The following is an 18,729-nucleotide window of genomic DNA, read 5'->3' as shown; positions in this document are numbered from 1 at the left end:
ACAGCGCCTTCCACAAAATCGTTACTAAAGGTCATTTAGCCTGTTGACTGCGCATGTACTTGTCAGAGAAATTGCCCATATCGGTATTGTGCTTGTAATCGTAAATGGCCCAATCCTCTACATCGTTTTTATTGATGAGTACATGGTCGCCCATTTTCACATTTTTAATGTAAATGGCCGAGTCCGCAAAAATACCGGTGAACTTACCATCGGCATATTTATAAACTACGCTCCACATATGCTCGTTTTCTTTCCCTTCTAAAAACGGCGACTTCACCAGAAAACGGTAATTACTATCCAGCGCATGTGGCTTAAGACTATCTAAAAAGATATTCATTTTGGCCTGTGCAGTATCTTTGAAGGCCCGGATCTTTTTATCGCCGTTTTTCAGGTCTACAACCGCAACCTTATTATCGGCAACCTTGTCCGCTTTCCTATCCTTACAAGCGCTCAATAATACAAGTGCAAGAGTTGATACTTTTAACCAATTTTTTATCATGATGATAGATTTAATAATGTATTAAAAAGAAAAAGGCAACCATTTGCACGGTTGCCTTTTATTATACCCTAAGTGTATTAGTCTTCGTTTATGGCTTTTACACCCGGCAACTCTTTGCCTTCCATATATTCGAGTAAAGCACCGCCGCCTGTAGATACGTAGCTAACGTCTTTTGTCATATCAAATTTGGCAACTGCGGCGGCAGAGTCGCCACCACCTATCAGTGAAAATGCACCATTATCGGTTGCTTTGGCAACAGCCTCGGCAATGGCTTTGGTGCCCACCAAAAATTTCTCCATTTCAAACACGCCCATCGGGCCGTTCCAAAGGATGGTTTTTGATTCTTCAACCACCTTGCTAAATAATTTAACAGTTTCAGGGCCGATATCTAAACCCATCCAGTTGTCAGGGATCTCGCCTGTTTTGGCAATATCGGTATTGGCATCATTACCAAATTTATCGGCAATAACGTTATCGACCGGTAATAGCAGGTTAACACCTTTCTCTTTTGCTTTTTTAACCAGGCTAAGTGCAAGTTCAAGTTTATCGGCCTCAACCAATGATGTACCGATAGTACCGCCATCTGCCTTGGCAAATGTATAGGCCATACCACCACCGATGATCAGGTTATCAACTTTATCTAAAAGCTTTTCGATCAGTTCTATTTTGTCAGACACCTTAGAGCCACCCATGATGGCGGTGAAAGGTTTTACAGCGCCATTCAATATTTTCTCTGCGTTATTTAATTCTGCAGCCATCAGGTAACCAAACACTTTCGCATCCGGGAAAAACTGTGCTATAACAGCTGTTGAAGCGTGTGCACGGTGGGCGGTACCAAAGGCATCGTTTACAAATACATCGCCCAATTTTGAAAGTTTTTCGGCAAAATCTTTATCACCTTTTTCTTCTTCTTTATAAAAACGAAGGTTCTCTAATAAAAGCACCTCACCTTTTTCAAGTTCTTTTGATTTTTTTATAGCGTCTTCGCCAATGCAATCATCAGCAAACTCTACCTGCTGGCCTAAAAGGTCGGCCAGGTGTGGTACTATGTGTTTTAAGCTAAATTCATCGGTCGGGCCGTTTTTGGGGCGGCCTAAGTGCGACATCAAAATAACGGCACCGCCATCTTTTAAGATCTTTTTAATGGTAGGCAAAGCCGCGGTCATACGGTTATCATCGGTAATATTGAAATCTTTATCCAAAGGGACATTAAAATCTACACGGATAAGCGCACGTTTACCGTTAAAACTGATCTGATCTACTGTCTTCATATGATGTTATATAATTTACAAACGGGGCCAAAATGGGCAATTTTATTTTAATCACCAACGCAAAAGTTAAAAAGGTGTTTGCTTTTGCTTAAAACTTCATTGTATCTTAACATACATTACATGATGCGGGCCAATGCCGGTCACCTCAAACTCGGGCGAGATGATCTCGAAACCTACACCCAGATAAAACTGGATAGCCTTCTTACGGGCGTTGCACCAAATGTAGTTTACCTTTTGCCCGCGCAGGTAGGTAATAGCAAAGTTTACCAGCATGTTACCGAAGCCTTTACCGCGGTAATTTTCGGCAGTAGCCATACCGCGTAGCTGGTAGGCTTTACCCTCGAAACCGTCATACCCCAATGGGTGGAAAGATGCGATGCAGGCCAGCTCATTACCTATATAATAACCTAAATGGAAAGCCCCTTCGGCATCATCGTTTGGAAAACGGCATTCATCAAGCGTTAGCTTACCTTCACGTAAAACCTCGTTACGTAAAGGTAATACATCGTTGGCGGTGATAAACTTTATCATGCGGGTAACTGGCTTATTTCTTCAACCAGATCGGCAAGGCGGCTGCTATAGCCCATCTCGTTATCGTACCAGCCAACTACTTTTACAAGCCCACCTACTATAGAGGTAAGCTGCGCGTCAAATATGCAGCTATGCGGGTTGTCTAATATATCTGTAGATACAATAGGGTCTTCGGTGTATTCCAACACGTTTTTCATGGGCCCATCGGCAGCTGCTTTAAAGGCTGCGTTAATCTCGTCAACCGTCGGCATTTTTTCGAGGCTGCAGGTAAAATCTGTTAACGAGCCGTTAAGCACTGGTACACGGATGCCTGCTCCGCCTAAGCGGCCTTCCAGGTGCGGGAATATATTAGTTATAGCTTTCGCCGCGCCTGTTGTAGTGGGTATGATAGATGCCGATGCCGCCCTTGCCCGGCGCAGATCTTTATGAGGTGCATCGTGCAGGTTTTGGTCGCCCGTCATGGAGTGCACGGTGGTAATGTAGCCATCTCTTATGTGCCAGTTGTCGTCAAGTATCTTAACCATGGCAGCCACGTTGTTGGTAGTACATGATGCGTTGGACAATATGGGCGAGCGTAGGTCTACCGTACCATCATTAACGGCAAGTACAACGGTAGGGATACTTTTATCGCCCGCCGGGGCAGATATAATAACTTGCTTCGCCCCTGCCGTAAGGTGTTTGGAGGCACCTGCTTCGGTGATGAATTTGCCGGTAGCTTCTATAACCAGGTCAATCTTAAGTTCCTTCCAGGGCAGCAAAGCAGGGTCGGCTTGCTGGTAAACTTTTATAGCAATACCATTCACATACAGGTTAGCAGCATCGTTAGTTACCGTGCCCTTAAAGCCACGGTGAACCGAATCATATTTAAAGAGATGGGCCAGTGTAGCGGTATCGGCCTGGTCGTTTATAGCCACAACCTGTATACCGGGCTTTGCAAGAATGGTTCGTAGAAATATACGGCCTATACGGCCAAAACCGTTTATAGCGATCCTCATTTTATATCAAAATTAAGGATGCAAAACTAATAAAATAAAACAGGGTGTTTAATACTACACGAATAGGTTACGCAACGAAAAACTCTCGCGCTCTTTTGTACGCAGGAAGAATGTAACGGCCCAGTTAAACAGCATAGATGCCAAAAATATAAGCACTATTAGCATAAAGTTACCCAGGTTTGCAAAGGCAAGCACCATAATAATAAGCAGGATGTTTATACCGCCTAACATTAAAGTGGTTTGCATGTGGGTATAGCCTAATCTTAATATACGGTGGTGTATGTGGTTACGATCTGCCGTGAAAGGCGATTTACCTTGTATAATGCGTAGTGTAAATACCCTAAGCGTGTCAAATATTGGCCCCATTAATATGGCAAAAGTCAACGCCGGTGCCGATATAATTGACGGGGCATTAACGGCTGTGACTTTATTAAGCTCGATAAACTTAACAGCCATAATTGCCGATATAAGGCCAATAAGCAATGAGCCTGCATCGCCCATAAATATTTTGGCGGGGGTTAAATTAAAGCGTAAAAATCCAAATACCGCACCTACTATTGTTAATGATACGGCTGCCAGTTCGTAATGTTTCATGGAGATGAACAGGATAGAGAAAGCACCATTCACAATGATACATGTGGTAGCCGCCAACCCATCAATACCATCAATTAAATTAAAGGCATTGATAATAAGGATAATAAACAGGATAGAAAATATTGCGCTTGCTACGTAAGGGATATCGTTTAAACCAAACATACCGTACATGCTGGTAAAGCGGATATCACCCAAAATAACCAGTATAGTAGCTACAATGAACTGTATTAAAAATTTGGTACTTGAATTTACGCCCGAAAGATCATCCTTCAACCCCATAATAAACAATACGATACTGGCCGTAAGCAAATAACTAACCGGTATGGTTTTATCAATTATGCTGAACAATAGCAGGGTAATGGTAAAGCTTACAAATATAGCTACGCCACCTAATCGTGGTATGCCGTGGTCATGCTGTTTGCGAAAATGGCCAACATCATCATATAAATGCCGGGTGCGCGCTACGTGTAAAATTGAGGGGATGGAAAGCAGCGTTATCAAAACTGAGAACGTTACCATTAACAAATAATATATAAAATAATAAGTGTTTAAATATTCGGGCATTTTATATAATGTTAGGGGCAATTATATGCAGCAAATGTATCAATTATATCCACAATTAAAAAAATTGCCTTAATTTCCTTAATGGCTTTAATATCAATGTTATAGGCGGAAAGAATATCTTATTTTTATACATCGCTTTCATATCAAAAAATAAAGATTTGATACGGTTTTTGATACTGCGGTTACTTACTCCACCTACACTCATTTCCACCAATACCTGTTTTACGTAATACACTGATAAAAGGTTTCGGTGGATATATCTCAGCATCAATTCATAGTCTGCAGCGGTACCATATTCAAGACCATAGCTGCCAAATTTTTCAAACAATTCCCTCTTGCAATAAAACGTTGGGTGCGGGGGCATCCAGCCATAATTAAACATCCCTTTTTTATATTCGCCGCTCACCCATTTACGGCTGATGGATCCATCTGATTTTATGTAATTCAGGTCGCCATAAACAATATCGGGTTTATTGTTTTCAAAGGCTTGGGCAACTACAGTTAAAACGTGTTCATCTTTAAAAAAATCGTCGGCATTTAATATGCCTACAACATCGCCCGTGGCTAAAGCTATACCCTTATTCATGGCATCATATATGCCTTTATCGGGTTCGGACAATAGGACATGGATGTTTTTGAGATATTTTTTTGCTATTGAAACCGTGCCATCTGCCGAGTTGCCATCTATTATTATATACTCTATATTCCTGTAGTCTTGACTTATTACCGACCGGATAGATTGCTCAATAGTATCCTGAGCGTTATAGGAAACAGTTATTACTGATATTTTAAGGTCATGCACTGCGGAAAAATACGTTTATTTATGGTGCAAATTATGTAATTTTGAAATCGCTGCATAATTATTAGTAACATTAAGCGGTAATTATTTTATATGCGTGCTTTATACATAATTTATTTTGTTGGTATTGTTATTTTGGGTAGTTCGTGCTCTTACAAACAAAACCAGATACTTTTCGAAAAAAAGGCATCAATTGCTGATACCGCTACACAACAGCCCATGGCTACGGTTAGCTACCATATACAACCGCAGGATGTTTTGCAGATAAGAAACCTGCAAAACATCAAGTACATTGTTGATGAATTACCCGTAATGGCTAACGGATCTTCTGCCGGCAGTGTGGCCGGGCAGGGCCAAACCTACCAGGTAGAAGAAGACGGTACTGTAGCACTACCTGTAATTGGGCATGTACAGGTTGCCGGTTTAACACGCACGCAAGCCACAAAACTTATAGAGGACCTTTATCGTAAAAACCTTTTAAAAGACCCTATTATTGAATTAAAGGTTATTAATTTAAAAGTTACCTTATTGGGTGAGGTGAAAGCGCCCGGCAACTTCCCTATTATAAAAGATAATACTACTTTGGTTGAAATGCTTGGGCAGGCAGGGGGTTTAACGCCGGCTGCCAATGAAAAAACCATCAAAATAATACGGGGCAAAGATAAAGACCGCAAAGTAACTGAGATTGATCTGAGCAACATCAATTCGCTATCGGACCCGAGGACCTTGTTGCAAAACGGCGATATTATTTACGTTGCACAAAACAAACGCGCTATACGTAGCGAAAACTTGCAAAGCTTTAATACCTGGGTACAACCGGCTTTACTATTTTTAAACACGGCACTGATAATTTTTACCCTTAGCAGGCAGTAATGGAGGAATCGGATAAAATTGTCAAAAAATTACCCAACCAAGAGGTTGACTATTTTAAAATAGCTAAAATACTGGTAAGCCGCTGGTATTGGATAGTGGGATCTCTTATCCTGTTCATGCTGGGGTCGTATGTGTACCTGTGGTACACGCCAAAAACCTATGCTACATCCGGCACGTTAAAATTAGAGGAAAATATATTGGTATAAGGGCATCTGTTATCCTAAAATCCTTCCCGGGGTACAAAGGTTTTTCGCTTAAAGAACTAAGCGATAACTATGTACTTTATTTCGCTACTGAGGCGCGATAACGTCTTTGTTTATCTCTTTCCAAAGTAAGTCCTTCAGTTCGGTTATATTCTTTTGGGCAACCGAGGATATAAACACGTAGGGGATATCTTTAGGCACTTCCTTGTCCATCTCTTCCTGTAACTCAATATCAAGCATATCAGATTTGGTTATGGCTAATACCCGTGGCTTGTGCATCAGTTCGGGGTTGTACTCGTTCAATTCCCTCAGCAGGATGTCGTATTCTTCTTTAATAGTGCGGTTGGTATCGGCCGGGACCATAAATAGCAGCACTGAGTTACGCTCGATGTGGCGCAGGAACCGGATCCCCAACCCTTTGCCCTGCGACGCACCCTCTATGATACCCGGAATATCGGCCATAACAAACGATCTGTTATCGCGATAGCCAACGATACCCAAATTAGGCACAAGCGTTGTAAAGGCGTAATCAGCAATCTCCGGCTTAGCTGCAGATACTACCGAAAGTAAAGTTGATTTACCCGCGTTAGGGAAACCCACCAAACCAACATCGGCCAGTAACTTCAATTCAAGGATATTCCAGTCTTCCTGGCCATCCTCACCTGGTTGCGAATAGCGTGGGGTTTGCTGTGTAGCCGTTTTAAAGTGCCAGTTACCCTGGCCGCCACGGCCGCCTTTTGATAGAATTTGTGTTTCGCCATCGGCGCTTATCTCAAAGATCACTTCGCCTGTTTCTGCATTTTTTGCAATGGTTCCAAGCGGCACTTCCAATATCTCGTCGCGTCCGGTTTTACCCGACCGGAGTGAACTACCACCAGAGTCACCATCGCCTGCAATTACGTGCTTTCGGAATTTAAGGTGAAGCAGCGTCCACAATTGGGCGTTACCTTTTACAATAACGTGCCCGCCGCGGCCACCGTCGCCACCATCCGGGCCACCTTTTGATGTTAAAATATCGCGGTGCAGGTGCGATGAACCCGGGCCACCATGTCCCGAACGGCAGCATATTTTTACGTAATCAACAAAATTTGAACCCTGAGACATAGTATTGCGTTTTAAAGTAGAAAGTTATTTAGACGGAAAGTCCGAAAGATGGTAAGCAAATCGCTTTACCGTCTTCCGGACTTTACTGCCTTGCCGACTTTCGGACTATATTATTAATAAACTTCGATAACCGAATTGATAGAAGAGAAAATCTCATCTATAGACCCGATACCATTGATGCTTTTGTATTTGCTTTGGTTTCTATAAAAGCCTGCAACCGGTGCAGTCTTGTCATTATATTCTTTAATCCGTTTACGTATAACTTCCGGGTTGGCATCATCAGGCCTGCCGGATGTCTCGCCACGTTTTAATAAACGTTGTTCTAATTCGCTATCGGTAACTTCTAAAGCGATCATACCAGAAATGGCAGATCCTTTTGTTTCAAGCAAATTGTCTAAAGCCTCGGCTTGTGCTACAGTGCGCGGGAAACCATCAAAAATAAAGCCTTCTGCATCTTTATTAGCGTCAAGTTTATTGCTGATCATACCAATCACAACACTATCAGGAACAAGCATCCCCTCGTCCATTAGTTTTTTTGCTTCGAGGCCAAGTTCGGTGCCTTGCGCAATTTCGCCACGTAACAGATCACCTGTTGAAAGGTGGATCAGGCCAAATTTCTCGATAAGATTCTGTGATTGAGTACCCTTCCCTGCTCCGGGCGGGCCAAACAGTACTAAGTTAAGCATCCCTTTGTGATTAAAGTTAAAAGCCTTTCAGTGTTTTAAAACAGAAAGGCTTAATTAGTGTGCACTTGTAGGGATTCGAACCCCAAACCTTCTCATCCGTAGTGAGATGCTCTATCCAATTGAGCTACAAATGCGTATTTTGATAACAACTGTTGTCAATAAATTAACAACCGCCCCGTTTTTTACGGACTGCAAAAATAGGATATTCTACATCCATTGCAAATTTTTTTATCAATTACTTTACTTTTTCGGCAATTGCCTCAAAATTTGGCAGGTCTCCAGCGTTTTCTAACACCTCGGCATAAATCACATTTTGTTCCTCATCTATCACAAAAGCAGCACGTTGGGATACGCCTTTCATACCAAAAGCAAACTCAGCATATAAAGCACCATATGCTGCAGAAACTTCTTTATTGAAATCAGATAGTAACGGAAATTGATAAGAGTTTTCTTCTTTAAACTTAGCCAGGGTAAAAGGCGAGTCGACAGAGATGCCTAAAATTTGTGCGTTTAAACCATCGTAATAACCAAAGCTATCGCGCATGGTGCAAAGCTGCGTGGTGCAAACACCTGTAAAAGCCAAAGGGAAGAAATGGATAACCACCTTTTTGCCTTTAAAATCGGCTAACGAAACTTCTTTAAGATCTGATGAGGTTAATTTAAACTGCGGTGCAGCCTGCCCGGGTTGTAATAGCATAAGTATTTTATTTTATGCAAATAAATAGCTTTTAACCGAAAGTTGGGCATCCTGCAAATTAAAGAACAATTTTTTTACCAAAAAAAAACAAAAACACTTGGAATTATCAATTAACTATTTACATTTGTAGTGTACTAATTAACTAATACACTAATGATACAATTTCACAACTTATCGTTTGGTTATTCGTCCAAAAAGCTGCTCTACAAAAATCTTACATTAGAAATTCAAAGCGGCAGTATTTATGGGCTGCTGGGGAAAAACGGCGCGGGCAAATCTACCCTACTTAAAAATATGGCGGGTACGTTGTTCCCTCTAGGAGGCAGCGTAATGGTAAATGGCATGGTACCCCAAACGCGTAAACCATCCTTCCTGCAAACCATTTACTATATAGCCGAGGATGTTTACGTACCGGCGCTTACTATCAAACAATATAAAAACTTGTTTGCGCCCTTCTACCCATGGTTTGATAGTAATAATTTTTACAAATACCTTACCCAGCTGGAAGTAAGCGTTGATGGCAAACTGAACAAACTATCCTTCGGGCAGCAAAAAAAGTTTGTGATAGCATTTGCGCTGGCTTGTAATACCAGGGTGCTCTTGATGGACGAACCTACCAACGGATTGGATATCCCTTCCAAATCGCAGTTCAGGAAACTTATCGCTTCGGTGATGAACGAAGATAGGATTATCTTTATCTCCACCCACCAGATTCGCGACCTGGAGAACATGATAGATAACGTGATCATTGTAGACGACGGCAAACTGCTGCTACACGCTTCCGTGGCAGACATTGCAGATAAGCTTTGCTTTAAAACGGTATCAGAAATACCGCCAGGCGCCAGAGTTTTATATTCCGAAAAAATGCTCCGTGGTACCGCTATAGTGATGGAAAACACCGATTGCGACGATTCGGGCCTAAACTTAGAGCAACTTTTTAACGGCGTTACTGAAAATCCCGCAATGGCCAAACAAATATTTTCAACCAACTAAACCTCATTACCATGAATGATACTTTTAACCTCAGCAGGTTTGGGCTTCTGCTAAAGAAAACCATACTGGAGCGCGCTATGCAAATAATTGGCGCGTTTGCGGCCGTACTGGCGTTCACCTTTTTACTTTACACGCTTATCCTTTACTCCTTAGACTGGGGGCCTGCGCAAAACCTGACCTTCATTTGGGGCTTCATTGGCGGCGGAGTTGTTTTATCCTCTGTAGTGTTCTGCTACTTTACTACCAATGCCGGCGGGGCCGCATACCTAACGCTACCTGCTTCTGCGCTGGAAAAATGGCTTTGCGGTGTATTAATATCGGGCCTGCTGTTTTGCATTGTTTTTTTAAGCTTTTTCAGGTTGATGGATTACACCTTCGTAACTGCGTACCACAACGGGCTCGACCGTAGCAGCCCGCTGTACCGAAACCTGTATGACCATGTTTACTTATACACTTTTTTAGATAATAACGTAGTTATTAAGGCCACTATATTATACACTAATTTTGTGGGCGCTATGATGGTGGGCTCGTTGTATTTTAATCGGGTTGCCCTGGTAAAGGTGGCGTTGGTGGTATGCGGGTTACTTGCTGCCATCTATTTTTTTAACCTGGCCGTTGTTAGTCTATTATTTTCTAATGTTGATGTTGCATTCCCGTACTTTACGGTGCTTATTAAAGTTTATTCAGAAGTTGGGAACATTGAGTTGCCGCATTACGCATATGATATTACCAACATTTTTTTGCAGTATGTGTTGCCTGGTATTTTATGGATAACCGCATACTTAAGGTTGAGAGAAAAAGAAATTTAGAATGGAGTTTAGAGAAAAGCAAGCAATTTACTTACAGATAGCAGAATACGTTTGCGAGCAGATATTGCTTAAACAGTGGCCACTGCAAGCAAAGATACTGAGCATACGCGATCTTGCAATAATGATGCAGGTGAACCCAAACACTGTGCAACGCGCCTATGATTTTTTGCAACAGCGCGAGATCATCACCAACAAACGGGGTGTAGGCTACTTTGTAGAAGCAGATGCCATGGCCAGGGTAATTGCCTTTAGAAAAGAGCAGTTTTTAGAGAATGAGCTACCGGTATTTTTAAGAAGCATGTATTTGTTGGATATCTCGGTGGAAGAAATTGATATACGTTACCAAAAATTTATCGACGAAACATTTAAAGAGAAAAAACATGAAGACTAAAATAAGCACAACAATACTCACCGCACTATTTGCCGTAATGCTGTTAGGCGTGGTGGTGACAGACCTTGCGTTTAAAAACGTGTACGACAAGGTTGATAAAAGTGACTTGTACTGGAACTATAATAAGGTATTGGAGCAGCCCTTTAAATACCTCAAGTTGGATGGCGGTAACATCACCCAGATCGTTTTCGAACAAAACAAGCACGCATCGGTACGTGTGCTTAATTATTGGGACGCCTATAAAACAGGTGTTACTTTTAAAGCCTATGTAAAAAACGATACACTGCACCTTACATTTCCCAATAAATACAAAAACCAAGGCGAAAAAAACTGGATGCAAAACCGGGTATTGGTGCGTCTTTTTGCGCCGCAATTATTATCTATCGATGCTACCAACACCAACTTTGAAATGCAAAAGTTAAGGCAGGCAAATATCAATGTTGATATAAAGGGCAAATCGAGGTTCGAAGTCGAGAGTTATAGTAGTAATTTTGATACGCTTAAAGTTACGCAGGCAGACTCGAGCCAAGTGTTGTTTGAAATGGCACCCGAATTAAAAGGCTCAAAAAACATGCATTTCGGCTACGTATCGGCTACCCTTAAGGATTATACCATACTCGACATAGGGCACGGGTTTGCCGAAAAAGCAAGTCTTAACATTGCTGATAGCTCTGCGGTTATTTTATCCGGGAAATCATTAAAGGCGATGCATCAATAGCTAAAAATTAAAATAGCACAAAGAAGTCATAGAATTGCGATCCGTTTGAAAAGAGTACGGTACGAAGCTGTATTTGAGGCCTTGTATGGCAACCTATAGGATATGATATAAAACGAAATTATATGAAAGCCATTATCATAACCCAACCCGGCGAACCCGAAGTTTTGCAAATTGGCGATAGGCCCACCCCTGCCTGCTCCCCTACCGAAATACTTATTAAAGTGATGGCATCGGGCATTAACCGGCCTGATATTGCACAACGGAAAGGTAATTATCCACCGCCTGCGGGTGCGCCTACGGATATACCGGGATTGGAAGTAGCAGGAGTGGTGACTGAGATTGGTGCAGACGTTACCCGTTGGAAGATAGGCGATAAAGTTTGCGCCCTGGTAATTGGCGGTGGCTATGCGGAATATTGTAATGCGCCCGAAGGGCAATGCCTGCCGGTGCCCGATAACTTATCATTTGCCGAAGCGGCATCGTTACCTGAAACGTTTTTTACGGTTTGGAGCAATGTATTTGACCGTGGCAGGCTGCAACCCGGCGAAACTCTTTTAGTGCACGGAGGCAGCAGCGGCATTGGCGTGGCCGCGATACAAATGGCTACGGCATTCGGTAGCAAAGTTTATGTAACCGCGGGCAGTGCCGAGAAATGCAGGTTTTGCGAAGACCTTGGCGCTACGAAGGCCATCAATTATAACGAAGAAAATTTTGCAGATGCGATAGCTAAACTAACTGATAACAAAGGCGTAGATGTGATACTGGATATGATAGGTGGCCCCTACACCCCATTAAATATTAAATGCCTTGCTACCGAAGGCAGACTGGTGCACATTAATACCATGAAGGGTAAAAAAGTAGAAATTGACCTGAGTGAGGTTATGCGTAAACGACTAACCATTACAGGATCAATGCTGCGCTCTCGCGATGTTGGGTTTAAAACAGCTATCGCCCACAATCTGGAGCAGCATATTTGGCCATTACTGGCATCGGGCAAAATAAAACCTGTTGTTTATAAAGTATTTGCTGCGGCCGAGGCTGCCAAAGCCCACGTACTGATGGAAAGCAGCGAACATATGGGGAAAATAGTTATCAGTTGGCAGTAGGGAGTTTGCAGTTAACAACAAATAAATAGTTTATAGCAGGTAGTTGGCAGCTTGCATTTACGTGCAAACTGCCAACTATTTACTTCAAACTGCTTAATTAGGGAACTTAACCCCGCGGTAGTTTGAAATATTTACTGCCGGGATGGTAGAGCCGTAGTTTGAATTGATCGCTTTAATAAACTCGTTTGCTACAATGGCATAACCACGTGGCGTTAAGTGGACCCCATCCAGCGAGAAGATCCCACCGCTGATATAGCTCGAATTTGCACTTACACCATCTATTATCACACCATTCGCTTTAACACCATTTAAAAAAGTAAAGGCATCAAACACAGCTAAGCCTTTTGTAGCGGCTACTGCTTTAATGGTTTTATTATAATCAGTAACATAATCTTTCACTAATACCGACTCATTATTATCCAATACATATTGGTTCTCAATAGGTGCATAAGGCGTTAAACCATAAGGCACCATACCGACCGGCGATGTCACCATTTGGCCGATCTTTGCAGTAGGAAATGTCAACACGATAAGATCTGCCGCTATAGCCGCGCGCGGGGCATAGTTGGTATTAGTGATATCAGCCGATGCACGTGCACTAATGTAAAGCGCCTGTACTTGTGGGTTAGCTTTTTGCACACCGGCTAAAATAGCACCAATAGTAACGGTTGTAAAGTATGGTACTGATGTAACATCAGGTATGGTAGCAACTGCGCCTCTGGCACCTTTTGCTGTCAATTTAGCTATAGATAAAGTGTATAGCTGTGCAAATTGAGTCTTATCAGTCAATGCATCGCCTGCACCGCCGCTTGTTGCGTAACCTAAAGCATCGTTATTACCCAACCAATCGGTAAAAAAGGTAAAATCTTTAGCGGTAACAAAATCGAGGTAAGTGGTATTGTTTGTTGGCGGGTTGCCCAGTAGCAAACGCTCAAAAAACGGGTTTAAATTACCATAAGGCGCGTAAGTTATCTGCTGTAACTTAATGCCTGGTACGCCGTAGTTATTTAGGTCGCCGCTGTATTTGGTTAGTAAAGTTACATTTCCAAAACCCGGGATAGTTACCTGGCCGCGTACTGCATTATTCTCTGTAACGGTAGCAGTAATTGGTGCACCTGTCGCGCTAAAACCTGTAAGTTTAAGGTAGGTAGAGCCGCTTGCCTGTGCTTCGTTAAATAGCGGCTGGGTAAAGGTACCACCGCCAACTATAGCCATTTGTTTGGCAATGATGCTTGGGTAAGAATTTTGCTGCCCTTCCAGGTATAAGCCGTTATCCGCGTAGCCAGCGGTTAACGAGTTACCTACCGCTATGTAGCGGGTAAAATCGGCATTGCCTTCGCTTTTCTTAGGGCTTTCAAAATTGGGTTTACAGCCTGTAAATAATACAAGCGCTGCAGATATGTATATGTATTTATTTAACGTTTTCATGCTGAAAGGATATTACCAATGGTAAGAAATTGAAACACCCGGGATATAAACATTGCTTTTGAATGTACCCGATAAATTAGATTCGATATTAGTTTGGAAACGAGAGAACAAGTGTTCGTACTCGAAAGAAAGATCAAGATCCAGTTTGCGTGTAAGCTTGTAGCCTAAACCCGCTGTTAAGTAATAGCGGTTAGCATCGGGTACCTCTGGCGTTACATAACCATCTTTTACTGCGGTGCTGGCGTAACCACCACCAAGGCGCACGGCAACTTTGTCACTTGTTTTATACTGCGCGCCACCTCTTAAGCTAAACGCGTCTTTATAGTTACGTGGCGAGTAAGTATCAGCTAAAGTAGCGGTGTTTGATGTATAATCGAACGCAAGGGCTTTATAAGAATGCCATCCCACAAAATTCGCATCGAAAGCCAAAGTCCATTTTGTATCAGGCGTATAGCCAAAACCTATTGAAGCATTTGCCGGCAACGGGATACCTGCTTTAAAATAATTTGGTTGCGGGAAATTTGCCTGCAGCGAGTTTGCCACACTAAAGAAGGCATCGCCCTTTTTAATGGTAGTATTAACCCGCGAACGGTAATTTAAACCAATGGTAAATTTATTGCTTGGCTTAATAAACACCCCTGCGTTCCACCCGTAGCCGCGGCCACCGCCAGTTAAACGCGCTTGGCCGGGGTTACCGTCGGGCCCGCTCACTGGGATAGCACGTTGCAGGTCAACCGATGCATGGTTGTAAACAAAGCCTGCACCTATGCTTAGGTAATCGGTAAGTTTATAACTAACCGTCGGCTGGAAAAATATCGCCTTAAGATCAAGGCTCTCCAATACGTATTTTCCCTGCCAGTTGCTTCCCCAATCCGTTAAGCCACCAAACGGGGTGTAAACGCCAAGGCCTACTTTCCAGCGGGCACCTTTAGGACCCCATACGCCATAAGCGTTAAAAGGAGTAGCTACTTTTTCTTTGGTAAACGCAGTACCCGAAGCGCCTGCACCCTGGAAACCCGACTTAAAAAACAGCGGGCTTATACCTGCCTGCAAATAGTTTTCAGATAACATCGCCATTGCGCCGGGGTTAAAAACAACCGAAGCACCATCCTGCAACAAGCCGGTACCGGTGTGGCCCATGCCTATTTGTTTTTGTCCGTTTAGGTTAACCATAAAACCCTGGGCATAGATAACGCCGGGGGCTAACCACATTAATAGTAGTAGAAGTTTTTTCATTTAATACGTTAAGAGGCTGTAAAGCCGGTTTTAAAATTGGTGAACAAAACTACAAAATTGTCCCTGAAAAATTTCACAGAAATTTCTTCACTTAACTATTTAAATATTTGGCAATAAACCTTAACTTTGCGCCTCTGAAATAGTACCGTTTTGTATAGAGCGCATCTGTTTCATCATAAATTATTTAAAATACCAGGTTATATATGCCAAACATTGGAAAAATATCAAGGATCATCGGTCCGGTAGTTGACGTAAGTTTCGCTGATGATGCACATCTTCCTAAGATCTATGATGCGCTTGAGATCACAAAAGACAACGGACAGAAAATCATTTTGGAAGTTCAGCAACATTTAGGTGAAGACCGTGTGCGTGCAATCGCGATGGACTCCACCGACGGCTTGCTGCGCGGAATGAAAGTTTTAGATACTGCTGCAGCTATAAAAATGCCGGTTGGTGAGCAAATCAAAGGCCGTGTATTTAACGTAGTTGGTGATGCAATTGATGGTATTCCTGATCTTGACAAAACGAATGGCCGTTCTATCCACGCTACCCCTCCACGTTTCGAAGATCTATCTACCGAAACTGAGGCCTTGTTTACAGGTATCAAAGTTATTGACCTTTTAGAGCCTTATGTAAAAGGTGGTAAAATTGGTTTGTTTGGTGGTGCCGGTGTTGGTAAAACAGTATTAATTCAAGAACTGATCAATAACATCGCGAAAGCTTATGCAGGTTTATCTGTATTTGCCGGTGTAGGCGAGCGTACCCGTGAAGGTAACGACTTACTGCGCGAGATGCTTGAATCGGGCATTATAAAATATGGCGATGCGTTTATGCATTCAATGGAAGCCGGTGGATGGGATCTTTCTAAGATCGACCCTGAGGCTTTGAAAGAATCAAAAGCAACATTCGTATTCGGCCAAATGAACGAGCCCCCGGGTGCACGTGCACGTGTGGCACTTTCTGGTCTTACCCTTGCAGAATATTTCCGCGATGGTGATGAGGATGGTAAAGGTCGTGACATCTTATTCTTTATTGATAACATCTTCCGCTTTACACAAGCAGGCTCTGAGGTATCGGCATTATTAGGTCGTATGCCATCGGCAGTAGGTTATCAGCCCACACTGGCTACCGAGATGGGTACCATGCAAGAGCGTATCACTTCAACAAAACGTGGTTCAATTACATCTGTACAGGCCGTTTACGTACCTGCGGATGATTTAACTGACCCTGCACCGGCAACAACATTTGCCCACTTAGATGCTACAACCGTACTTTCACGTAAAATTGCCGAGCTTGGTATTTACCCTGCAGTGGATCCATTGGATTCTACCTCACGGATCCTTAGCGCAGCTATTTTAGGTGACGAGCATTATAATACCGCTCAACGTGTTAAAGAAACTTTACAACGTTATAAAGAGCTTCAGGATATCATCGCCATCTTAGGTATGGACGAGCTTTCTGAAGAAGATAAATTGGTTGTATCACGCGCACGCCGTGTTCAGCGTTTCTTATCACAACCGTTCTTTGTTGCCGAGCAGTTCACCGGTTTAAAAGGTGTATTGGTTGACATTAAAGACACCATCAAAGGTTTTAACATGATTATGGATGGTGAAGTTGATGAGTACCCCGAAGCAGCATTTAACCTTGTAGGCAGCATTGAAGATGCTATTGAAAAAGGTAAAAAATTATTAGCAGAAGCTAATAATTAGTAGCAAGTATATAGTATCAAGTAGTAAGACATCCTTACCGCGTGATACTCTAAATATTACTTGATACTTGATACTAATTACTTGATACCAAACAGATGACATTAGAAATTCTTACTCCTGATAAAAAGATCTACGAAGGCGAGGCTACCTCGGTTACTTTACCCGGTACATTAGGATTTTTAGAGATCTTGAATAACCACGCCCCTATAATTTCTACTTTAAACGATGGTAAATTAACCATCCGCGGTGCCGCAGGTACTAAAGAAGAAGTATTTTTTATCCAGGGTGGTGTGGTAGAAGCTTTAAACAATAAGGTTACCGTATTAGCGGAGGGCATTATTCAGAAATAAAACTTTTTATACTGATAAATTAAAAGTCCGGTCAGTATTGACCGGACTTTTTTTGTGCTTAATTTAGTTCTTTGAAATTTTTATTAATTATTGACCATTAAAGATCTCGGCAACATGTTCAAAAATGCTGACGCTTTTGAATAATCAAGAGTTTCATACTCCAGGCCTAATGCTCTTATATTATTATAATAAGTACGGTGGTTTTGATAGTAATACTTTTCTGATTGCAGGTACCAGGCTTTATTGCCAAGTTTTTGCGCCAGGAACCATTTTTCTAATAAACGGGCTGTCCTACCATTACCATCATTAAATGGATGGATCTTAACAAATACTAAATGAATAAGCGACGCAAAAAAGAATGCCTCTTTAACATTAAGATCGGTTTCTATTAACAACTGCATGTCGTTATAAAGCTTTTTCATTTCGTCCTTAACCAACCCCCATTCGCAAGCCACATATTCAATTTTGCCCTCGGGAGTAATTACAAACATTTCACCAGTACGCGTTTTACCGCGCTGGCTTTTGTGTAAAATATGCCCAGTTAGTAGTTTATGCGCCTTTTTAACGTGCTTTTTATCTAAAGCACGTTTTTGAGCAAACTGGTAGGTAGCATACAAGTCATCGATCTTTTGGGTATGATCCGGCAGGAATTTAACACCCGATAACTTGTGTTTGATAAACGAATCGAGGTCAATATCTTCCCCTTCTATCTTAGAAGAAAAAACAGCAGATACCGATGTGTAAAAACTAAAGGTTGAAACCGATAGCTCGCTATCACTCAATTTTTCGAAATCTTCGGATATGCGTTCATCTACCTGCGCTACATACGCTTGCAATAAGGTAACCGGTAATATCTGAAAATTAAACTCGTTCATATCGTTCATAAAGTGCAATACAATGTTAAATAAAATTTCTCATTCGGCCTTTTCTCATTAGTTAAACGAGAACAATCGAAAAAGTAAATTTAAACGTCAAACCACCCATTTCACGCCGAATTTTAAACTATTGCTATGCATGCATAAAAAACATACCGAATACCGTTTTAAACTTTGGTATAAATTAATAAAAATTAAATTCTATATTTATATATTATCAACAAATTAAATACCGATAATTTAAACTAATCAATATAAAATACTTATTTAAAATAAATTTTTATTGCCTTGTTATTCC

Annotated in this window: 21 protein-coding genes and 1 tRNA gene; 9 read left to right on the top strand and 13 right to left on the bottom strand. The window is 41.9% G+C overall.

Annotated features, from left to right (window positions below):
* Window positions 1–31: 31 nt before the first annotated feature.
* The 6 genes from ACVW0P_RS20500 to ACVW0P_RS20475 all read right to left on the bottom strand — a co-directional run bounded on the left by ACVW0P_RS20500 (window position 32) and on the right by ACVW0P_RS20475 (window position 5,256).
* Entirely contained in the window at window positions 32–499 is a 468-nt protein-coding gene (locus ACVW0P_RS20500; protein ID WP_457133723.1) for a DUF2314 domain-containing protein, read from the bottom strand.
* Between the two features lie 77 nt (window positions 500–576).
* Window positions 577–1,770 (bottom strand): phosphoglycerate kinase, encoded by a 1,194-nt coding sequence (locus tag ACVW0P_RS20495; protein WP_457133722.1) that lies wholly within the window; start codon window positions 1,768–1,770, stop codon window positions 577–579.
* A gap of 96 nt (window positions 1,771–1,866) precedes the next feature.
* Entirely contained in the window at window positions 1,867–2,301 is a 435-nt protein-coding gene (locus ACVW0P_RS20490) for a GNAT family N-acetyltransferase (RefSeq protein WP_457133721.1), read from the bottom strand.
* Window positions 2,298–3,296 (bottom strand): type I glyceraldehyde-3-phosphate dehydrogenase, encoded by a 999-nt coding sequence (gap, locus tag ACVW0P_RS20485; RefSeq protein ID WP_457133720.1) that lies wholly within the window; start codon window positions 3,294–3,296, stop codon window positions 2,298–2,300. The genes ACVW0P_RS20490 and gap overlap by 4 nt, the downstream gene beginning before the upstream one ends.
* A 54-nt stretch (window positions 3,297–3,350) precedes the next feature.
* Window positions 3,351–4,409, bottom strand: a complete 1,059-nt coding sequence (locus ACVW0P_RS20480; protein WP_457133719.1) for an MraY family glycosyltransferase — start codon at window positions 4,407–4,409, stop codon at window positions 3,351–3,353.
* Between the two features lie 100 nt (window positions 4,410–4,509).
* Window positions 4,510–5,256: a glycosyltransferase family 2 protein gene (locus ACVW0P_RS20475; protein ID WP_457133718.1), complete on the bottom strand. Its 747-nt coding sequence runs from the start codon at window positions 5,254–5,256 to the stop codon at window positions 4,510–4,512.
* Window positions 5,257–5,346: 90 nt separating this feature from the next.
* On the opposite strand from ACVW0P_RS20475, the gene ACVW0P_RS20470 reads away from it, so the two are divergent.
* Both ACVW0P_RS20470 and ACVW0P_RS20465 read left to right on the top strand, forming a co-directional pair.
* On the top strand, window positions 5,347–6,126 hold the full coding sequence (locus tag ACVW0P_RS20470) for a polysaccharide biosynthesis/export family protein (protein ID WP_354429101.1): 780 nt from the start codon (window positions 5,347–5,349) through the stop codon (window positions 6,124–6,126).
* Window positions 6,126–6,332 carry a hypothetical protein gene (locus ACVW0P_RS20465; RefSeq protein ID WP_457133717.1) on the top strand — a complete coding sequence of 69 codons (207 nt, stop codon included), beginning with the start codon at window positions 6,126–6,128 and terminating at the stop codon, window positions 6,330–6,332. The genes ACVW0P_RS20470 and ACVW0P_RS20465 overlap by 1 nt, the downstream gene beginning before the upstream one ends.
* Window positions 6,333–6,416: 84 nt before the next feature.
* Here the strand turns inward: ACVW0P_RS20465 and obgE are convergent, their stop codons facing one another.
* The 4 genes from obgE to ACVW0P_RS20445 all read right to left on the bottom strand — a co-directional run bounded on the left by obgE (window position 6,417) and on the right by ACVW0P_RS20445 (window position 8,816).
* Window positions 6,417–7,433, bottom strand: a complete 1,017-nt coding sequence (obgE, locus tag ACVW0P_RS20460) for a GTPase ObgE (protein ID WP_457133716.1) — start codon at window positions 7,431–7,433, stop codon at window positions 6,417–6,419.
* Between the two features lie 113 nt (window positions 7,434–7,546).
* Window positions 7,547–8,119, bottom strand: a complete 573-nt coding sequence (locus ACVW0P_RS20455; RefSeq protein WP_457133715.1) for an adenylate kinase — start codon at window positions 8,117–8,119, stop codon at window positions 7,547–7,549.
* A 60-nt stretch (window positions 8,120–8,179) separates the two neighbouring features.
* Window positions 8,180–8,253 (bottom strand) — tRNA-Arg (locus tag ACVW0P_RS20450).
* 101 nt (window positions 8,254–8,354) lie between these two features.
* Window positions 8,355–8,816: a redoxin domain-containing protein gene (locus ACVW0P_RS20445; protein WP_354429093.1), complete on the bottom strand. Its 462-nt coding sequence runs from the start codon at window positions 8,814–8,816 to the stop codon at window positions 8,355–8,357.
* A 153-nt stretch (window positions 8,817–8,969) separates the two neighbouring features.
* Between ACVW0P_RS20445 and ACVW0P_RS20440 the strand changes: the two genes are divergently transcribed.
* The 5 genes from ACVW0P_RS20440 to ACVW0P_RS20420 all read left to right on the top strand — a co-directional run bounded on the left by ACVW0P_RS20440 (window position 8,970) and on the right by ACVW0P_RS20420 (window position 12,833).
* Complete coding sequence (locus tag ACVW0P_RS20440; RefSeq protein ID WP_457133714.1) at window positions 8,970–9,809, top strand: ABC transporter ATP-binding protein; 840 nt, start codon at window positions 8,970–8,972, stop codon at window positions 9,807–9,809.
* 11 nt (window positions 9,810–9,820) lie between these two features.
* Entirely contained in the window at window positions 9,821–10,618 is a 798-nt protein-coding gene (locus ACVW0P_RS20435; RefSeq protein WP_457133713.1) for a hypothetical protein, read from the top strand.
* Window position 10,619: 1 nt separating this feature from the next.
* Window positions 10,620–11,009, top strand: coding sequence for a GntR family transcriptional regulator (locus tag ACVW0P_RS20430; RefSeq protein WP_457133712.1), 390 nt, complete (start codon window positions 10,620–10,622; stop codon window positions 11,007–11,009).
* Window positions 10,999–11,727, top strand: a complete 729-nt coding sequence (locus ACVW0P_RS20425; protein WP_457133711.1) for a hypothetical protein — start codon at window positions 10,999–11,001, stop codon at window positions 11,725–11,727. The genes ACVW0P_RS20430 and ACVW0P_RS20425 overlap by 11 nt, the downstream gene beginning before the upstream one ends.
* A 122-nt stretch (window positions 11,728–11,849) precedes the next feature.
* Complete coding sequence (locus tag ACVW0P_RS20420) at window positions 11,850–12,833, top strand: NAD(P)H-quinone oxidoreductase (protein ID WP_457133710.1); 984 nt, start codon at window positions 11,850–11,852, stop codon at window positions 12,831–12,833.
* Between the two features lie 93 nt (window positions 12,834–12,926).
* Here ACVW0P_RS20420 and ACVW0P_RS20415 read toward each other — a convergent pair whose 3' ends face one another.
* Both ACVW0P_RS20415 and ACVW0P_RS20410 read right to left on the bottom strand, forming a co-directional pair.
* Window positions 12,927–14,261 (bottom strand): SGNH/GDSL hydrolase family protein, encoded by a 1,335-nt coding sequence (locus ACVW0P_RS20415; protein WP_457133709.1) that lies wholly within the window; start codon window positions 14,259–14,261, stop codon window positions 12,927–12,929.
* A 12-nt stretch (window positions 14,262–14,273) separates the two neighbouring features.
* Window positions 14,274–15,497, bottom strand: coding sequence for an OmpP1/FadL family transporter (locus tag ACVW0P_RS20410; protein WP_457133708.1), 1,224 nt, complete (start codon window positions 15,495–15,497; stop codon window positions 14,274–14,276).
* A gap of 203 nt (window positions 15,498–15,700) precedes the next feature.
* Here ACVW0P_RS20410 and atpD point away from each other — a divergent pair, with 203 nt between their 5' ends.
* Complete coding sequence (atpD, locus tag ACVW0P_RS20405; protein ID WP_354429078.1) at window positions 15,701–17,206, top strand: F0F1 ATP synthase subunit beta; 1,506 nt, start codon at window positions 15,701–15,703, stop codon at window positions 17,204–17,206.
* Between the two features lie 95 nt (window positions 17,207–17,301).
* Window positions 17,302–17,556, top strand: coding sequence for an ATP synthase F1 subunit epsilon (gene atpC, locus ACVW0P_RS20400; protein WP_457133707.1), 255 nt, complete (start codon window positions 17,302–17,304; stop codon window positions 17,554–17,556).
* 83 nt (window positions 17,557–17,639) lie between these two features.
* Here atpC and ACVW0P_RS20395 read toward each other — a convergent pair whose 3' ends face one another.
* Window positions 17,640–18,440 (bottom strand): Fic family protein, encoded by an 801-nt coding sequence (locus ACVW0P_RS20395; RefSeq protein ID WP_457133706.1) that lies wholly within the window; start codon window positions 18,438–18,440, stop codon window positions 17,640–17,642.
* Window positions 18,441–18,729 lie beyond the last annotated feature (289 nt).

The sequence above is a fragment of the Mucilaginibacter sp. UYNi724 genome (genome assembly GCF_054057495.1).
This window is presented reverse-complemented; position numbering and strand designations above follow the sequence as displayed.

What these genes read in the sequence shown, in the direction of transcription:
- ACVW0P_RS20500 (WP_457133723.1), bottom strand. Translation starts at nt 499, where the DNA reads ATGATAAAAAATTGGTTAAAAGTATCAACTCTTGCACTTGTATTATTG.
- ACVW0P_RS20495 (WP_457133722.1), bottom strand. Translation starts at nt 1,770, where the DNA reads ATGAAGACAGTAGATCAGATCAGTTTTAACGGTAAACGTGCGCTTATC.
- ACVW0P_RS20490 (WP_457133721.1), bottom strand. Translation starts at nt 2,301, where the DNA reads ATGATAAAGTTTATCACCGCCAACGATGTATTACCTTTACGTAACGAG.
- gap (WP_457133720.1), bottom strand. Translation starts at nt 3,296, where the DNA reads ATGAGGATCGCTATAAACGGTTTTGGCCGTATAGGCCGTATATTTCTA.
- ACVW0P_RS20480 (WP_457133719.1), bottom strand. Translation starts at nt 4,409, where the DNA reads ATGGTAACGTTCTCAGTTTTGATAACGCTGCTTTCCATCCCCTCAATT.
- ACVW0P_RS20470 (WP_354429101.1), top strand. Translation starts at nt 5,347, where the DNA reads ATGCGTGCTTTATACATAATTTATTTTGTTGGTATTGTTATTTTGGGT.
- ACVW0P_RS20465 (WP_457133717.1), top strand. Translation starts at nt 6,126, where the DNA reads ATGGAGGAATCGGATAAAATTGTCAAAAAATTACCCAACCAAGAGGTT.
- obgE (WP_457133716.1), bottom strand. Translation starts at nt 7,433, where the DNA reads ATGTCTCAGGGTTCAAATTTTGTTGATTACGTAAAAATATGCTGCCGT.
- ACVW0P_RS20455 (WP_457133715.1), bottom strand. Translation starts at nt 8,119, where the DNA reads ATGCTTAACTTAGTACTGTTTGGCCCGCCCGGAGCAGGGAAGGGTACT.
- ACVW0P_RS20445 (WP_354429093.1), bottom strand. Translation starts at nt 8,816, where the DNA reads ATGCTATTACAACCCGGGCAGGCTGCACCGCAGTTTAAATTAACCTCA.
- ACVW0P_RS20440 (WP_457133714.1), top strand. Translation starts at nt 8,970, where the DNA reads ATGATACAATTTCACAACTTATCGTTTGGTTATTCGTCCAAAAAGCTG.
- ACVW0P_RS20435 (WP_457133713.1), top strand. Translation starts at nt 9,821, where the DNA reads ATGAATGATACTTTTAACCTCAGCAGGTTTGGGCTTCTGCTAAAGAAA.
- ACVW0P_RS20430 (WP_457133712.1), top strand. Translation starts at nt 10,620, where the DNA reads ATGGAGTTTAGAGAAAAGCAAGCAATTTACTTACAGATAGCAGAATAC.
- ACVW0P_RS20425 (WP_457133711.1), top strand. Translation starts at nt 10,999, where the DNA reads ATGAAGACTAAAATAAGCACAACAATACTCACCGCACTATTTGCCGTA.
- ACVW0P_RS20420 (WP_457133710.1), top strand. Translation starts at nt 11,850, where the DNA reads ATGAAAGCCATTATCATAACCCAACCCGGCGAACCCGAAGTTTTGCAA.
- ACVW0P_RS20415 (WP_457133709.1), bottom strand. Translation starts at nt 14,261, where the DNA reads ATGAAAACGTTAAATAAATACATATACATATCTGCAGCGCTTGTATTA.
- ACVW0P_RS20410 (WP_457133708.1), bottom strand. Translation starts at nt 15,497, where the DNA reads ATGAAAAAACTTCTACTACTATTAATGTGGTTAGCCCCCGGCGTTATC.
- atpD (WP_354429078.1), top strand. Translation starts at nt 15,701, where the DNA reads ATGCCAAACATTGGAAAAATATCAAGGATCATCGGTCCGGTAGTTGAC.
- atpC (WP_457133707.1), top strand. Translation starts at nt 17,302, where the DNA reads ATGACATTAGAAATTCTTACTCCTGATAAAAAGATCTACGAAGGCGAG.
- ACVW0P_RS20395 (WP_457133706.1), bottom strand. Translation starts at nt 18,440, where the DNA reads ATGAACGATATGAACGAGTTTAATTTTCAGATATTACCGGTTACCTTA.